Origin of the sequence: Streptomyces sp. NPDC019396 (assembly GCF_040632375.1) — a bacterium.
Classification (GTDB): domain Bacteria; phylum Actinomycetota; class Actinomycetes; order Streptomycetales; family Streptomycetaceae; genus Streptomyces.
The window spans coordinates 27,936-43,750 of record NZ_JBEYBS010000028.1; the positions used below are offsets into that span (position 1 = coordinate 27,936).

Below are 15,815 nucleotides of genomic sequence, written 5' to 3' on the forward strand. Positions count from 1 at the left end.
GGCGTCAGATACGGGGAGAGCGAGCGGCGGAACGAACGACGGTTACGGCCGCCCCCCACCCACCACGGCACAAGGGTGCTCGACCACAGGAGGCAAAGTGAACGGCGATCGGGACGAGATCCACGGGGGCTGGAACACACCCGCCGACGATCAGTCCGACGCGGAGCCCGCCGACGTGACGGGTGAGTTCACCATCGACTACACCCCTCCCGCCTGGTACACGCAGAACGACCCAGCGGCTCCGGGCGGTACGGGCGCAGCCACCGGTACGGGAGCGGACGGGCAGCAGGTGACGCCGCCGTCGTCCGGAGCACCGGGAGCAGTGCCCGGGCTGCCCCAGGGCAGCGGCTTCGAACCCAGCTGGACGCCCGCGCAGCCCCCGTCCCCCATGCCCGTCCCACCCCCTGCGCCGGCGGCGGCTCCTGCCGCGCAGCAGTTCGGCGGCGGGGACCTGGAGAGCGGCGCCACGATGCGGTTCTCGCCCGCCGCCCTGAGGCGGGAGATCGCCGAGCGGGACTCCGCGAAGCCGGCCGAGTCGGACGAACACGCTCCCGGTGCCGCGGCCGACGCCGAGATCCCGCAGGCTCCCGGGGAGACCAGGGCCCGGACGTCGGGTGGCTCGGGTGATGACGTGGCCGCGGCGGAGGACTCCGCCGGCGGTACGAGCGGGGACGTGACCGTGGACGAGCCGTCCGCCGAGCAGAGCACCGGGCAGCGCGAGGAGGCCGAACCCGCCCCGGCTGACGGGACGCCTGACACGGCGGAGGACGCGAGGGCGGACGCCGCCTCCGGGGCCGCGAACGCCGGCGCGGCAGCCGAGCCCGCCGACGACACCGCGCCCGCGAACGCCCATTCGGACGCCGTGCCGCAGGATGCGGCTCCCCAGACGTCGGTCCCGCGGGATCCCGCCGCGCAAGGCAGCACCCCACAGGACGCCGCGCCTGCTCCCGCAGCGGCCCAGCCCTGGACTCCCCCGCCGGTCCCGCAGACGACCGGGCTGCCGCCCCTGCCGCCTGCGTTCCAGCCCGCCGCGCCTGGGGCCGCGTCGCCGTGGCCCGCTGGGCCCACCGGCTCCGCACCCCAGAACGCCGACAGCTCCCAGCCGCCAGCGCAGCAGCAGGGCTACGGCTTCCCGCAGCAGGGTCATCCCGCTCCCCCGGCGCACGCCGCCCCGGGGCAGGCCGCTCCCGGCTTCCCCTCGCAGCAGGGCGGATACGGCTTCCCCCAGCCCGGCGCTCCCGGGCCGGCGGCCGCGCCGGTCGTTCCCGGCGTCCCCCCTCAGCAGAGCGGATACGGCTTCCCGCAGCCCGGCCCGCAGGCGCAGCCGCACGGCACTCCGGGCCAGCCGGGTCACTCGGCCGCTCCGCAGCCGCAGGCTCCACCGGCGCAGGCACCCCAATCACCCCAGGTGCCGCACGTACCTCAGGCGCCGCACGCACCTCAGGCACACTCGCCGCAGGGCCCGCACGCTCCTCAGGCACACTCGCCGCAGGGCCCGCACGCACCTCAGCCGCCCTACACCGCACAGCCGGGCTCTCCACTGCCGTCCGCCGCGCCCGGGCCGAATCCGCAGCAGCCGTATCCCGGTGTTCCCGCGCAGCAGGGGCCGGGACAGCAGCAGCAGCCCGCCGGGCCCGTCGATCCCCGGACGGGCACCGGGTGGCCCACACCCGTGGCGCACGACCAGCGAGAGCGTTCCGTGCCAGGTGCCCCGCTGGGGTACACCGCGGCCGTGGAGCTTTCGTCCGACCGGCTGCTGCGCAACACCAAGCAGAAGGCCAAGTCGAGCCGGAATCCCGGTGCGGCGTCCCGTTTCAAGCTCGGCGGCAAGCGGGAGGAGGCCGAGCGGCAGCGCAAGCTGGAGCTGATCCGCACGCCGGTGCTCTCCTGCTACCGGATCGCGGTCATCAGCCTCAAGGGCGGCGTGGGAAAGACCACGACCACCACCGCACTCGGCTCCACTCTGGCCTCCGAGCGCCAGGACAAGATCCTGGCGATCGACGCCAACCCGGACGCGGGCACGCTCGGCCGCCGGGTGCGCCGGGAGACCGGCGCGACCATCCGGGACCTCGTCCAGGCGATCCCGTACCTCAACTCCTACATGGACATCCGCCGCTTCACCTCTCAGGCGTCCTCCGGGCTGGAGATCGTCGCCAATGACGTGGACCCGGCCGTCTCGACCGCGTTCAACGACGAGGACTACCGGCGCGCGATCGATGTGCTGGGCAGGCAGTATCCGATCATCCTCACCGACTCGGGCACCGGTCTGCTCTACAGCGCCATGCGCGGGGTGCTGGATCTGGCCGACCAGCTGATCATCATCTCCACCCCGTCCGTCGACGGAGCGAGCAGTGCGAGCACCACCCTCGACTGGCTCTCGGCGCACGGCTACGCGGACCTGGTCCAGCGCTCGATCACGGTGATCTCGGGGGTCCGGGAGACCGGAAAGACGATCAAGGTCGAGGACATCGTGCAGCACTTCGAGACGCGCTGCCGCGGTGTCGTGGTCGTTCCGTTCGACGAGCATCTCGCGGCGGGCGCCGAGGTCGACCTGGACATGATGCGTCCGAAGACCCGCGAGGCGTACTTCAACCTGTCGGCGATGGTCGCGGAGGACTTCGTACGGGCACAGCAGATGCAGGGGCTGTGGACCTCGGACGGCCAGGGCCAGCAGCCGCCGCACCTGGCACCGCCCATTCCGGGTCAGCACATGCCCGGCCAGCCGATGCCGGGTCAGCCCGCGCAGGGCCAGCCGATGCCCGGTCAGCCCTATGCCCCGAGCCCGCAGCAGCCTCAGCCGCCCTACGGCGCACAGCCCGCGTACGGCGTACAGCAGCCGTACGCCCCACAGCCGGGTGCGCGGCAGCCCTGGCAGCAGTCGTCGCCGTCCCCGGCGCAGTCCATGCCCGGTCCCGCCGGCTCCCCTCCGGGGCAGCCGCAGCAGCCGGGGCAGCAAGGGCAGCCGGTGTACCCCGGACAGCCGGGATACCCGAATCAGCCAGGCCAGCCGGATCAGTCAGGCTCGCACGGCCCCGTACCGCCGCCCGGTTACGGCTACCCACAGCAGCACCCGCAGCAGCCTCCGCAGGCGCCGCCACCCCCTCAGCAGTAGGGCGACAGGGGTTCAGACCAATAACGGGCCCGCACCGATCACCCTCGGTGCGGGCCGTTGGCATTCCCGCAGCCCACATGGGGTCTGACGCCCCGTCGGGCATCGTTGACACGTCTAGACCGCGCTGATAGATCTCGCTTCACCAGTGGCTGTCCAAAAGATCCACGTGCCTTCTCCGAGCGAGCAACGATCGCGAGGTCAGCGTCTCATGGTCACCAACGCCCCCGCACACAGCGCACACCGGCAGCCGTTCGCCCGTGTGCTCCTCGCCTCCGCCCTCGTCGCCGCGTCCGCCGCGGTAGCCGCGCCACGGACCGTAGAGGCCGCGGACGGCAGCCGGGACGATGGGCGAAACGGTGGAAAGTACGTCCTCACCGTCGCCGTTTCGCAGAGCGTCGACTCGCTCAGCCCGTTCCTGGCTCAGCGGCTCGTCTCCACGAGCCTGCACCGGCTGATGTACGAGTATCTGACGAACTACGACGTCAAGGACGCGCACCCGATCCCCGGATTCGCCACGGAGTGGACGGCATCCCCGGACAAGCTCACGTGGACGTACAAGATCCGCAGGAACTCCACGTGGTCCGACGGCAGACCCGCCACTGCCATGGACGCCGCGTGGACGTTCAACCGGATGATGGCGGACGAGAACGCGGCCACCGCGAACGGCAGCTTCACCGCCAACTTCAAGAAGGTCACGGCCCCGGATCCGGAGACGCTGGTCATAGAGCTGAAGAAGCCGCAGGCCACCATGTCGGCGCTCGACGTCCCGATCGTGCCCAAGCACGTCTGGGAGAAGGTCGGGGACTTCTCTAAGTTCAACAACGACAAGCAGTTCCCGGTCGTGGGCAACGGCCCGTACATCCTGACCGACTTCAAGGTCGACCAGTACGTCAAGCTGAAGCCCAACCCGGGCTTCTGGCGCGGCGTACCCGTGTTCGACGAGCTGGTGTTCAAGTACTACAAGGACGGGGACGCCGCCGTCGCCGCGCTGCGCAAGGGCGAGGTGTCGTTCGTCTCCGGGCTGACGCCCGCTCAGGCCGCATCGCTGGGCTCCGCCGGGAACATCAAGGTCAATGACGCTCCCGGCCGGCGTTTCTTCGCCCTGGCGACCAACCCCGGGGCACGGTCCCAGGACGGCGGCAGATTCGGCAGCGGCCATCCCGCGCTACTCGATCCGGCCGTGCGCAAGGCCCTCTTCCACGCCGTCGACCGCAAGTCCATCGTCGACAAGGTCTTCCAGGGCCATGCGGTGGAGGGCGAGGGCTATATCCCGCCCCGCTTCACCTCGTACTTCTGGAAACCCTCCCCCGGCCGGCGGATCGACTACGACCCGGCCGAGGCGGCGCGGCTGCTCGACCGGGCTGGTTACCGCAGGAACAGCAGCGGCAGGCGCGTCGGCGAGGACGGGAGGGCGCTGGACTTCCGGCTCCTGTGCCATGCCACGGACCCGAACGACAAGGCGGTCGGCAAATACCTCCAGGAGTGGTGGGGTGAACTCGGCATCGCCCTGAAGGTGGACTGCCTCGACAACGTCTCCGACCCCTGGGTCAAGGGTGACTACGATCTGGCCTTCGACGGGTGGTCGGTGAATCCGGACCCGGACTTCGTGCTCTCCATCCACACCTGCTCCGCGCTGCCCGCCACGCCGAAGGACACGGGTGCCACGGACAACTTCATCTGCGACAAGAAGTACGACGAGCTCTACGAGCAGCAGGCCGCGGAGTACGACCCCGCCAGGCGCGCCGAGCTGGTCAGGCAAATGCAGGCCCGGCTGTACGACATCGGGTACATGAATGTCATGGCGTATCCGAACGCCGTCGAGGCGTACCGCACCGACCAGATCAAGTCCATCACGACCATGCCGGAGAACGGCGGCAACATCTACGGCCAGGACGGCTACTGGAGCTGGTGGTCCGCCAAGCCGGCCGCCGCCGCGGCACACGGCGGTTCAGGGGCCGGTGCGTCCCGGACGCCGCTGACCATCGGCATCGCCATGGCCGCCGTCGTGGTCATCGCCGGCGCCGTGCTCACCGCCTGGCGGCGGCGGGCCACCGCGGACGACCGTGAATAGCCGATGAGCGGCGTCGCAGGCACCACGGCCACGAGTCCCGCCCCCGCGGCGGGCACGGCCAAGCCGCCGCGCTCCCGTGCCGCGCGCGTCACGGACGCGGGTTCCTATGTGCGTTACGTGGCGGGCAAGCTGGGCGGTGCGGCGGTGTCGCTGTTCGCCGTCCTCGTCACCGGCTTCTTCCTCTTCCGGATCATCCCCGGCGACCCGGTCAAGGCGATGACCCACGGGATGCCGACGACGGCGGCGCAGCTGGCGACCCTGCGTCGGCAGTTCGGGCTCGACCTTCCCCTGTGGCGGCAGTTCACCGACTACTGCGCCGGGGCGCTGACCGGCGACCTCGGCACGTCGTACCAGTTCCACGCGCCCGTGGGCGAGCTGATCGCGCAGAAGCTCCCGGCGACGCTGCTGCTCACGGGTGTCGCGGTGGTCGTCTACTCGGCACTCGGGCTGTGGCTGGGCACCCGTGCGGCCTGGCGGCACGGCGGGCTCGGGGACCGGGTCCACACGGGCGTGGCACTGGCCCTGTGGTCGGTGCCGTCGTTCTGGCTGGGGCTGCTGCTGATCATCGTGTTCGCGGTGGGGGCCGGTCCGGTGCCGGGGCTGTTCCCGACCGGCGGTATGGAGTCCGGCGGTGAGACCGGCTCCGCCTATGCCCTCGATGTGGCCCATCACATGGTGCTGCCGGTGCTGACGCTGGTGGCGGTGGGATACGCGCAGACGCTGCTCGTGATGCGGTCCTCGCTGCTCGACGAGATGGGCGGCGACTATCTCACGACGGCCCGTGCGAAGGGGCTGCGGGACGACGACGTACGGCGCCGGCACGCCGTGCCGAACGCCCTGCTGCCGACCGTGACCATGGTCTTCATCAACCTCGGGCATGTGGCCGCCGGTTCGATCCTGGTGGAGACGGTGTTCTCCTGGCCGGGGCTCGGCGGGCTGTTCTACCAGGCGCTGAGCGTGCCCGACCTACCGCTCGTCCAGGGGCTGTTCATGGTGTTCGCAGGGGCGATGATCCTGATGAATCTGCTCGCCGATCTGGTGTATCCGCTGCTCGATCCGAGGGTGGGCCGATGAGCGGGTCACTCGTGTGGACGCGCCGCCGGGAATCGGTGGCCCGCTTCTGGCGCCAGTACCGCATGCACCGGGCGGGGGTGGCGGGCCTGGCCGGGCTGGCGCTCCTCGTCGCGATCGCGCTGGCCGCGCCGCTGCTCGTCGGCGACGGCGTGCAGAACGTGACGGACGCGCCCGGCAGCGCGCTGGAGTCACCGAGCGTCGCTTTCCCCCTCGGCACCGACCAGTTCGGGCGCTCGCTGCTGGGGCTGCTGGTCTGGGGTGCACGCATCTCGCTCACGGTCGGACTGCTTGCCGCCGCCCTGTCGGTGGCCATCGGCACGCTCGTCGGGGTGGTCGCCGGGCACTACGGCGGCTGGCTGTCCACGGTCGTCATGCGGATCACCGACTGGTTCCTGGTGATGCCGACACTGGTGCTGGCCATCGTGCTCGCGACGGTGCTGTCGCGCAGCGTCTGGACCGTGGTCCTGGCGATCGGCGTCACCTCCTGGCCCACCACGGCGCGGCTGGTGCGGGCGCAGACCATCGCGGTGGAGTCGCGCCCCTACATCGAGCGGGCGACCGCGCTCGGCGGCGGCCATGGGCACATCATGGCCCGCCATGTGATTCCGAACGTGATGCCGCTGGTGCTGGCGCAGACGACGCTCGGAATCTCCAGCGCGATCCTGACCGAGGCGACACTCGCCTTCCTGGGTCTGGGCGATCCGGCGGTGGTGTCCTGGGGCGGCATGCTCCAGGACGCGCGGGAAGCGGGCGCGGTGTCGTCCGGGCACTGGTGGTACCTGGCGCCGCCCGGGATCGCGATCGCGCTGGTCGCGCTGGCGTTCACGCTGTGCGGGCGGGCCGTCGAGTCCGTGCTCAATCCGAAGCTGGGGGTGGACCGATGACCACACTGCCGATGCCGTCGGCGCTGCCGGAGCAGCCGGAGCAGCCCTCGCGGAGCCTTCTGGAGGTCAGGGACCTCCATGTGACGTACGGCTCCGGGGCGTCAGCCGTCCCAGCCGTACGGGGAGTGGATCTGGCCGTCCCCGCGGGCGGAAAGCTCGGTGTCGCGGGCGAGTCCGGCTGCGGCAAGTCGACGCTGGCGCTCGCCCTGCTGCGGCTGCTCCCGGCCTCGGCACGGTTGTCGGGCGAGATCCTGCTGGACGGCGAGGACGTGCTGACCATGCGGTGGGGGCGGCTTCGCGCGGTGCGCTGGGCGGGCGCGTCGATCGTGTTCCAGGGCGCGATGCACTCGCTCAACGCGGTGCACCGGATCGGCGAGCAGATCGCGGAGCCACTGCTGGTGCACGGGAGGGCCGCCCCGGGCGCGGCGCGTCATCAGGCCGGCGCGCTGCTGGAGCAGGTGGGGCTGCCGGCGTCCCGCGCGCAGGCGTATCCGCACGAGTTGTCGGGCGGCCAGCGGCAGCGGGTGATGATCGCGATGGCGCTCGCCTGCGAACCGCGGCTGATCGTCGCCGACGAACCGACCACGGCCCTGGACGTCATGATCCAGGCTCAGATCCTGCGTCTGATCGGGGAACTGGTCGCCTCGCAGGACATCGGACTGCTGATGATCAGCCACGACTTGGCGGTGCTGGCGGACACCTGTGACCGGCTCGCGGTGATGTACGCCGGTCGGGTGGTGGAGGAGGGGCCCGCGCGGGATGTGTACGACGCGGCTGAGCACCCCTACGGGCGGGCGCTGGCGTCGGCGTTTCCCCGCATCGGTGACGCGGCCTCCCGTCGGGCGCCGAAGGGGCTGCCGGGTGATCCCCCGGATCCGTCGGCGCTACCGGGCGGCTGCGCGTTCCATCCGCGCTGCCCGGTGGTCCTGGAGGTCTGCGCGCACGAGGACACGGTGCTGCGGGACACCGGGTCGGGGCGGCGAGTCGCTTGTGTACGCGCCGGAACGGAGGCGGGCGCATGAGCACGAATCCCTTGTTGTCGGCCGCCGGACTGGGGGTGGCGTTCCCGGCGCGCCACGGAGCGGCCTCCGTGCGGGCCGTCGACGGGGTGGACCTGGACATCGCCACCGGGGAGATCGTCGCGCTCGTCGGCGAGTCCGGCTGCGGAAAGACCTCGCTGGCGCGGGCACTGCTGGGCCTCGTCGAGCCGACGGCCGGGCGGGTGATGTTCGAGGGAGCGCCGCTTGCCTACGGCGCGCGGTCGCTGAAGGCGTACCGCAAGCGGGTCCAGCTGGTGCTCCAGGACCCGAGCGGCTCCCTGAACCCGCGGCACACCGTGTACGAGGCGGTGGCCGAGGGGCTGAGGATCCATCGCGTTCCGGGCGACGAGCGGGAGGCCGTGGCCGAGGCCCTCGCGCGGGCAGGCCTCAGACCGCCTGAGCGCTTCTTCCTGCGCTACCCGCACGAGCTTTCGGGCGGACAGCGCCAGCGCGTCGTGATCGCCGGCGCGCTCGTGCTGCGTCCGGAGCTGATCGTGGCCGACGAGCCGGTGGCCTCGCTGGACGCCTCGGTACGCGGAGAGATCCTCGCGCTGCTGCTGCGGCTACGGGACGAGCTGGGCCTTTCGGCACTGGTGGTGACCCACGATCTGGGCCTGGCCTGGAACATCGCCGACCGGGTCGCCGTGATGTACCTGGGCCGGATCGTGGAGGCGGGACCGGTCGAGGAAGTACTGACGGCACCCCGCCATCCGTACACACAGGCTCTGCTCTCGGTACTCCCCGAGTCCGCGGGCCCTGCGGTCGTCCTCACCGGCGAGCCTCCCGACCCCGCCCGTATCCCTCCGGGCTGCCGCTTCCACGCCCGCTGCCCGGTGCTGGCCTCCGGCGAGGCGGAAGCGTCGGGCGTCGCCATTCGCTGCCACACGGAGGACCTGGCGGTGCTGCGGGGCGCGGGCGTGGCCTGTCATTTCGTGCACAGCGACGCGGAGTAGGTGCCGGGCGTGCGCCCGTGCCGCCCGTGCCCTGTCACCTCGCGGCCACGTGGTGGGCGGGTCTCTCCGGCGTACCGCACGGCGTGTCGCAGGGCGGGTCCCGCGGCGTACCGCACCCCGTGCGGTGGGCCGGAGTGTCCGGCCTCGAACGCCGGACGGCTCAGGTTCCGCGGACTTGTCCGGCACCGTGAGGTCGCCGTCCGGTCACGGTACTAGGCCGCCGCCGTCAGCTCCCGCGCCCGCTTCACGTCCGCCGCGATCGCGTCCAGCAGTGCCTCGATCGACGCGAACCTCTCCTGGCCCCGCACATAGGCGAGGAAGTCCACCGCCACGTGCAGCCCGTACAGATCGAGGCCGCCGCGGTCGATCGCGTATGCCTCGACGGTCCGCTCGGTGCCGTCGAACTGGGGGTTCGTGCCGACGGAGATCGCCGCCGGCATCCGCTCGCCGTTCCCGGTGAGCCAGCCCGCGTAGACGCCGTCCGCGGGGATGGCGGTGTGCGGAAGGGTCTCGACGTTCGCCGTCGGGTAGCCGAGTTCCCGGCCTCGCTGGGCGCCGCGGACGACGATTCCCTCGACGCGGTGCGGGCGGCCCAGGATCTCCGCGGCGCCCTGGACGTCGCCTTCGGCGACCAGGCGGCGGGTGAGGGTGGAGGAGAAGGGCTCGCCGCCGCCCGCCGCTCCGCTCACGAACAGGTCGACCACCTCGACCTCGTAGTCGTAGGTGGCTCCCAGCTCGGACAGGAAGGCGACGTTCCCGGCCGCCCTGTGGCCGAAGCGGAAGTTGGGGCCCTCGATCACGGCGCGTGCGTGCAGCTTGTCGACGAGCACCTTCACGATGAAGTCGGCGGGCGAGAGCTGGGAGAACTCGGCGGTGAAGGGGAGGACGAGGACCGCGTCGACGCCGAGTTCCGCCATCAGCTCCGCGCGCCGGTGGTGCGGGGCGAGCAGCGGCGGGTGGCTGCCCGGGCGGACGACCTCGCTCGGGTGGGGGTCAAAGGTCACGACGACGGTTCGCACGCCGAGCTCACGGGCGCGCTGCACGGCCCGCCCGATGATCAGCTGGTGACCGCGGTGTACCCCGTCGTAGGAGCCGATGGTGACGACGCTGCGTCCCCAGTCCTGGGGGATGTCCTCCAAGCCACGCCAGCGCTGCACTGTGACCGCTCCTCGCCCGAACTTGTGTACGTGTTTGCCGATTGCGCAGCTCTAAGACTGCCATGCCCGCGGTCGCGGCCCGGCATCGGCACCTGGCTGAAGGCCGTCGTGGGGCGGACCTGCCCGCCCCACGACGCCTCAGCCGAAGACCGCGAGGCTCTTCGCCTTGCCCTGCTGCTGCTCCACCAGGGCGAGGAACCGGTCGTCAGGGCCGAAGACCGCCACCGGACCCGTCGTGTCGTAATCCGGCATCTCCAGCCGTACGCCGTTGACCAGCAGCCGGGCCCGCTCCTCGTCCACGTCCCAGCGAGGGAACGCCGCCGCCGCTGCCTGGCTGATCGGCATGACCGTCAAGTCCTCCTGGAGCTGGTCCAGGGTCTTCGCCGCATCCAGCTTGTACGGGCCGACGCGGGTGCGGCGCAGCGCCGTCAGATGGCCGCCCACGCCGAGCCCGGCGCCCAGGTCACGGGCGAGAGCCCGGATGTACGTACCGGAGGAGCAGACGACGGAGACGACCAGGTCGACGACGGGGGTGCCGTCGTCGGCCACGGCCTCGCGGACGTCGTACACAGTGAACTGGGAGACGGTCACCGGACGGGCCGGGATGTCGAACTCCTCGCCGCCGCGTACCCGTGCGTAGGACCGCTTGCCGTCGATCTTGATGGCGCTGACCTTGGAGGGGACCTGCATGATGTCGCCACTCAGCGCGGCTACGCCCGCGTCGATGCCCTCGCGGGTCACCTTGGAGGCGTCCGTGGACGCGGTGATCTCGCCCTCGGCGTCGTCCGTGACGGTGGTCTGGCCCAGCCGGATGGTGCCGAGGTACTCCTTCTCGGTCAGTGCGAGGTGCCCCAGGAGTTTGGTGGCCTTCTCGACACCGAGCACGAGCACCCCCGTGGCCATCGGGTCGAGGGTGCCGGCGTGCCCGACCCGGCGGGTGCGGGCGATGCCGCGCATCTTGGCGACCACGTCGTGCGAAGTGAAGCCCGACGGCTTGTCGACGATGACAAGTCCGTCGGGCGCGGTGCTGTGCCGGCTCATTCGGAGGCTTCGTCCTCGTCCTCCGGCTTGCGGTACGGGTCCGCGTCGCCCGCGTAGTTCTTGCCCGTGGAGGCCTCGCGGACCTCCGCGTCACTGGCGCGCGCCCGGTCGAGCAGATCGTCGATCGTGCGCGCGGTGTCGGGGAGGGCATCCGGGACGAAGGTCAGGCTCGGCGTGTACCGGACCCCGGTCTGCTTGCCGACCTCCGAGCGGAGGACGCCCTTGGCGGACTCCAGCGCCGCGGCGGACGCGGCACGCTCCTCGTCGTCGCCGTAGACCGTGTAGAAGACCGTGGCCTCCCGCAGGTCGCCGGTGACCCGGGCGTCCGTGATCGTGACGAAACCCAGCCGCGGATCCTTGATTCGCCGGTCCAGGGTCTCCGCGACCACGACCTGGATGCGATCGGCCAGCTTGCGGGCCCGCGCGTTGTCGGCCACCGGTCCTTCTCCTCTTCCTGCTTGCTTTCAATCATCGTCGCCGTGCAGCCGTCGTCGTACCGACAGCAGCTCGACCTCGGGCCGGGCGGCGACCAGTCGCTCGCACCGGTCCAGTACGTCGCTGATGTGCCCCGGGTCACCCGAGACCACCGCGAGGCCGATCTCGACCCTGCGATGGAGGTCCTGCCCACCCACCTCGGCCGCACTCACCGCGTACTTGCGCTGGAGTTCGGCCACGATCGGGCGGACGACGGAGCGTTTCTCCTTCAACGAACGAACGTCGCCGAGGAGCAGATCGAAGGACAGCGTCCCCACGTACATGCATGTCCGGATGTCCCGCCGGTACGGGTTCGGAAAGTGCCCTGCCCGCTCTTGGCAGGGACATCAAGAACCGTACACGCAACGGCCGGGGCCGATCGACGGGATTTACGTCCCGCCGACCGGCCCCGAACCGGCTGTCCTGCGTCAGCCGCGCTGTCAGCCGCGAGGCTTCTCGCGCATCTCGTACGTCGCGATGACGTCGTCGACCTTGATGTCGTTGAAGTTTCCGAGGTTGATACCACCCTCGTAGCCTTCGCGGATCTCGGTGACGTCGTCCTTGAAGCGACGCAGACCCTCGATGTTGAGGCTCTCCGCGATGACCTTGCCATCGCGGACGAGGCGCGCCTTGGTGTTGCGCTTGACCTCGCCGGAGCGGATGAGGACACCCGCGATGTTGCCCAGCTTGGACGAGCGGAAGACCTCGCGGATCTCCGCCGTACCCAGCTCGACCTCTTCGTACTCCGGCTTGAGCATGCCCTTGAGGGCCGCCTCGATCTCCTCGATCGCCTGGTAGATGACCGAGTAGTAGCGGACGTCCACACCCTCGCGCTCGGCCATCTGCGTGGCACGCCCGGCGGCGCGCACGTTGAAGCCGATCACGATGGCGTCGGAGCCGGTCGCCAGGTCGATGTCCGACTCGGTGACCGCACCCACACCGCGGTGCAGCACGCGGATGTCGACCTCTTCGCCGACGTCCAGCTGGAGCAGCGAGGACTCGAGGGCCTCGACCGAACCGGACGCGTCGCCCTTGATGATGAGGTTGAGCTGCTGGACCTCGCCCGCCTTGAGCACCTTGTCGAGGTCCTCGAGGGACACCCGGCGGGTGCGCTTGGCGAACGCGGCGTTGCGCTCACGGGCGGCACGCTTCTCGGCGATCTGGCGGGCCGTACGGTCCTCGTCGACAACCAGGAAGTTGTCGCCGGCGCCCGGGACGTTGGTGAGACCCAGGACCAGGACCGGCGTCGACGGAGTGGCCTCCTCGACGTTGTTGCCCTTGTCGTCGAGCATCGCGCGGACACGGCCGTACGCGTCGCCGACGACCATGGTGTCGCCGATGCGCAGGGTGCCTCGCTGGACGAGGACGGTCGAGACGGCACCGCGGCCGCGGTCGAGGTGGGACTCGATCGCGATGCCCTGCGCGTCCTGCTCCGGGTTGGCGCGGAGGTCCAGGGCGGCGTCCGCCGTCAGGACCACGGCCTCCAGCAGGTTCTCGATGTTCAGACCCTGCTTGGCGGAGATGTCGACGAACATGGTGTCGCCGCCGTACTCCTCGGCCACCAGGCCGTACTCGGTCAGCTGACCGCGCACCTTCGTCGGGTCCGCGCCCTCGACGTCGATCTTGTTGACCGCGACGACGATCGGGACATCCGCGGCCTTGGCGTGGTTGAGCGCCTCGACCGTCTGCGGCATGACACCGTCGTTGGCCGCGACCACGAGGATCGCGATGTCGGTGGACTTGGCACCACGGGCACGCATGGCGGTGAACGCCTCGTGACCCGGGGTGTCGATGAAGGTGATGCGACGCTCTTCGTCGTTGACCTCGGTGGAGACCTGGTACGCACCGATGTGCTGGGTGATACCGCCGGCCTCGCCCGCGACGACGTTGGTCTTGCGGATCGCGTCCAGCAGCCTGGTCTTACCGTGGTCGACGTGACCCATGACGGTCACCACCGGCGGACGCGCGACCAGGAACTCCTCGCCGCCCTCGTCCTCGCCGAACTCGATGTCGAAGGACTCGAGCAGCTCGCGGTCCTCCTCCTCCGGGCTGACGATCTGAACCGTGTAGTTCATCTCGCCGGCAAGGAGGTGAAGGGTCTCGTCGGAGACGGACTGCGTCGCCGTGACCATCTCGCCGAGGTTCATCATCACGGCGACGAGCGACGCCGGGTTGGCGTTGATCTTCTCCGCGAAGTCGGTGAGGGAGGCACCGCGCGACAGACGGACGGTCTCGCCGCCGCCACGCGGCAGCATCACGCCGCCGACCGACGGGGCCTGCATGGCCTCGTACTCCTGGCGCCGCTGCCGCTTCGACTTACGGCCACGACGCGCCGGACCACCGGGACGGCCGAAGGCGCCCTGCGTGCCACCACGGCCGCCCGGACCACCCGGACGTCCGCCGAAGCCGGGACGGCCACCGCCGCCACCGCCGAAGCCGCCACCGCCGCCACCACCGGGGCGCGGGCCGCCGAAGCCGCCACCGCCGCCGCCACCGGGACGACCGCCGCCACCGGGACCGGCCGGACGGCCGGCGAAACCGCCGCCACCGGGACGACCACCGGCACCGCCGGGACGACCACCGCCGCCGCCGGGGCCACGACCGCCGCCGCCACCACCGGGACCGGGGCGCGGGCCGGCAGCGGGACGCTGCGGCATCATGCCCGGGTTCGGGCGGTTACCACCGGGACCACCAGGACCCGCGGGACGCGGCGCCTGGGGACGGGGCATACCGCCCGGAGTGGGACGGGGGCCGCCGGGGCCCGCCTGGGGACGGGGACCGCCCTGGCCGGAAGCCTGCGGACGCGGGCCACCGGGGCCACCCTGAGCACCGGGACGCGGGGCGCCGCCCGGACGGGGCGCCTGCGGGCGCGCCATACCGGTGGAGCCACCAGAGGTGAAGGGGTTGTTACCCGGACGCGGGCCCGCGGGACGGGCACCGGGACGCGGGGCCTGACGCTCGCCACCGGGGCGCGGAGCACCGGGACGGGCACCGCCCTGGGCACCCTGACCCGGACGGCTGCCCGGACGCGGGCCGGGAGCGGTACCGGGCCGGGGACCGGCAGCCGGAGCGGCCGGAGGCGCGGTGAACTCAGGCGCGGCCGGGGCGGCCGGAGCCGGCTTCGGCGCGGCCGGAGGCTTGGGGCCGGGAGTCGGCCGCGGGCCCGGCGCCGGGGCGGCGGGAACGCTCTTGGGAGCCTCGGCGGCGACCGGCTTGGGGGCCGGGGCGCCGGGCTTGGGGGCAGCGGGACGCGCCGCCTGCGCCGGGGACGGCGCGGGGGCGCCGCCTGCGCGGCCTTCCGCCTCGGGGGCGGGCTTCGCAGGGGTCGCCTTGCGCGGTGCTGCGGGCTTTCCGGCGGCGCGCTTCGCGGGGGAGGCCCCGGAGCCCTGCTGGAAAGCATCAGTCAATTTGCGTACAACCGGTGCCTCGATCGTCGAGGACGCCGAACGGACGAATTCACCGAGTTCTTGGAGCTTGGCCATGACGACCTTGCTCTCTACGCCGAACTCCTTGGCGAGTTCGTATACCCGGACCTTAGCCACTTCGCTCCTTTTAGGTCCGGGTTACCGCCGGACCGTTGCTACTTCATGGGCGTACTCATCGCGTACTCATCGAGTGCTCATCGCAATCTCGACCTACTTCCAACTCGCGAGGTACCTGACCGCATGGGGATCCGTGCGGTACTTCTTCTTACGGTGCTGCCTGTGCCGCTGTCCTCTCGACGGCCTGGCGTACGTCCGAGGTTTCGAGCGCTCCCTGGGCTTTGAGGGCCCTCGGGAACGCCCGGCGGCGGACCGCCAGGTCGAGACAGACCGAGGCGGGGTGCAGATACGCACCCCGGCCGGGCAGCGTACCGCGATGATCGGGGACGCAAGCACCCTCGACCGCCACGATGCGCAGCAGATCGCTCTTGGCCGCTCGCTCCCGACACCCCACACAGGTGCGCTCAGGGCATGCTCGGGCATGCGTCCGGCCAGACACGTCTAAGTCTACCTCCCCGTACCGACCT

At 71.4% G+C, this 15,815-nt stretch carries 12 protein-coding genes; 6 read left to right on the top strand and 6 right to left on the bottom strand.

Features of this window, described 5'->3' with window-relative positions:
- Positions 1 to 97: 97 nt before the first annotated feature.
- From ABZ532_RS26675 to ABZ532_RS26700, 6 genes are all read left to right on the top strand, one after another.
- The gene (locus ABZ532_RS26675; RefSeq protein ID WP_361288815.1) at positions 98 to 3,112 is read left to right on the top strand and encodes an SCO5717 family growth-regulating ATPase; all 3,015 of its coding nucleotides are present in this window, start codon (positions 98 to 100) and stop codon (positions 3,110 to 3,112) included.
- Positions 3,113 to 3,320: 208 nt separating this feature from the next.
- Complete coding sequence (locus tag ABZ532_RS26680; protein WP_361288818.1) at positions 3,321 to 5,183, top strand: ABC transporter substrate-binding protein; 1,863 nt, start codon at positions 3,321 to 3,323, stop codon at positions 5,181 to 5,183.
- A 3-nt stretch (positions 5,184 to 5,186) separates the two neighbouring features.
- Entirely contained in the window at positions 5,187 to 6,257 is a 1,071-nt protein-coding gene (locus ABZ532_RS26685; RefSeq protein WP_361288821.1) for an ABC transporter permease, read from the top strand.
- Positions 6,254 to 7,141, top strand: coding sequence for an ABC transporter permease (locus ABZ532_RS26690; protein ID WP_361288824.1), 888 nt, complete (start codon positions 6,254 to 6,256; stop codon positions 7,139 to 7,141). Before ABZ532_RS26685 ends, ABZ532_RS26690 begins: the two co-directional genes overlap by 4 nt.
- Entirely contained in the window at positions 7,138 to 8,163 is a 1,026-nt protein-coding gene (locus ABZ532_RS26695) for an ABC transporter ATP-binding protein (protein WP_361288827.1), read from the top strand. The genes ABZ532_RS26690 and ABZ532_RS26695 overlap by 4 nt, the downstream gene beginning before the upstream one ends.
- Entirely contained in the window at positions 8,160 to 9,134 is a 975-nt protein-coding gene (locus tag ABZ532_RS26700) for an ABC transporter ATP-binding protein (protein WP_361288830.1), read from the top strand. Before ABZ532_RS26695 ends, ABZ532_RS26700 begins: the two co-directional genes overlap by 4 nt.
- A 212-nt stretch (positions 9,135 to 9,346) precedes the next feature.
- Here ABZ532_RS26700 and ABZ532_RS26705 read toward each other — a convergent pair whose 3' ends face one another.
- The 6 genes from ABZ532_RS26705 to ABZ532_RS26730 all read right to left on the bottom strand — a co-directional run bounded on the left by ABZ532_RS26705 (position 9,347) and on the right by ABZ532_RS26730 (position 15,787).
- Positions 9,347 to 10,291 carry a bifunctional riboflavin kinase/FAD synthetase gene (locus tag ABZ532_RS26705; protein ID WP_361288833.1) on the bottom strand — a complete coding sequence of 315 codons (945 nt, stop codon included), beginning with the start codon at positions 10,289 to 10,291 and terminating at the stop codon, positions 9,347 to 9,349.
- 138 nt (positions 10,292 to 10,429) lie between these two features.
- Complete coding sequence (gene truB / locus ABZ532_RS26710) at positions 10,430 to 11,332, bottom strand: tRNA pseudouridine(55) synthase TruB (RefSeq protein WP_361288836.1); 903 nt, start codon at positions 11,330 to 11,332, stop codon at positions 10,430 to 10,432.
- Positions 11,329 to 11,769 carry a 30S ribosome-binding factor RbfA gene (gene rbfA, locus ABZ532_RS26715; protein ID WP_361288839.1) on the bottom strand — a complete coding sequence of 147 codons (441 nt, stop codon included), beginning with the start codon at positions 11,767 to 11,769 and terminating at the stop codon, positions 11,329 to 11,331. Before rbfA ends, truB begins: the two co-directional genes overlap by 4 nt.
- A gap of 27 nt (positions 11,770 to 11,796) precedes the next feature.
- Positions 11,797 to 12,090, bottom strand: a complete 294-nt coding sequence (locus ABZ532_RS26720) for a DUF503 domain-containing protein (RefSeq protein ID WP_361288842.1) — start codon at positions 12,088 to 12,090, stop codon at positions 11,797 to 11,799.
- Between the two features lie 156 nt (positions 12,091 to 12,246).
- Positions 12,247 to 15,348: a translation initiation factor IF-2 gene (gene infB, locus ABZ532_RS26725; RefSeq protein ID WP_361288845.1), complete on the bottom strand. Its 3,102-nt coding sequence runs from the start codon at positions 15,346 to 15,348 to the stop codon at positions 12,247 to 12,249.
- A 148-nt stretch (positions 15,349 to 15,496) separates the two neighbouring features.
- Positions 15,497 to 15,787 (bottom strand): YlxR family protein, encoded by a 291-nt coding sequence (locus ABZ532_RS26730; protein ID WP_361288848.1) that lies wholly within the window; start codon positions 15,785 to 15,787, stop codon positions 15,497 to 15,499.
- Positions 15,788 to 15,815: the final 28 nt, after the last annotated feature.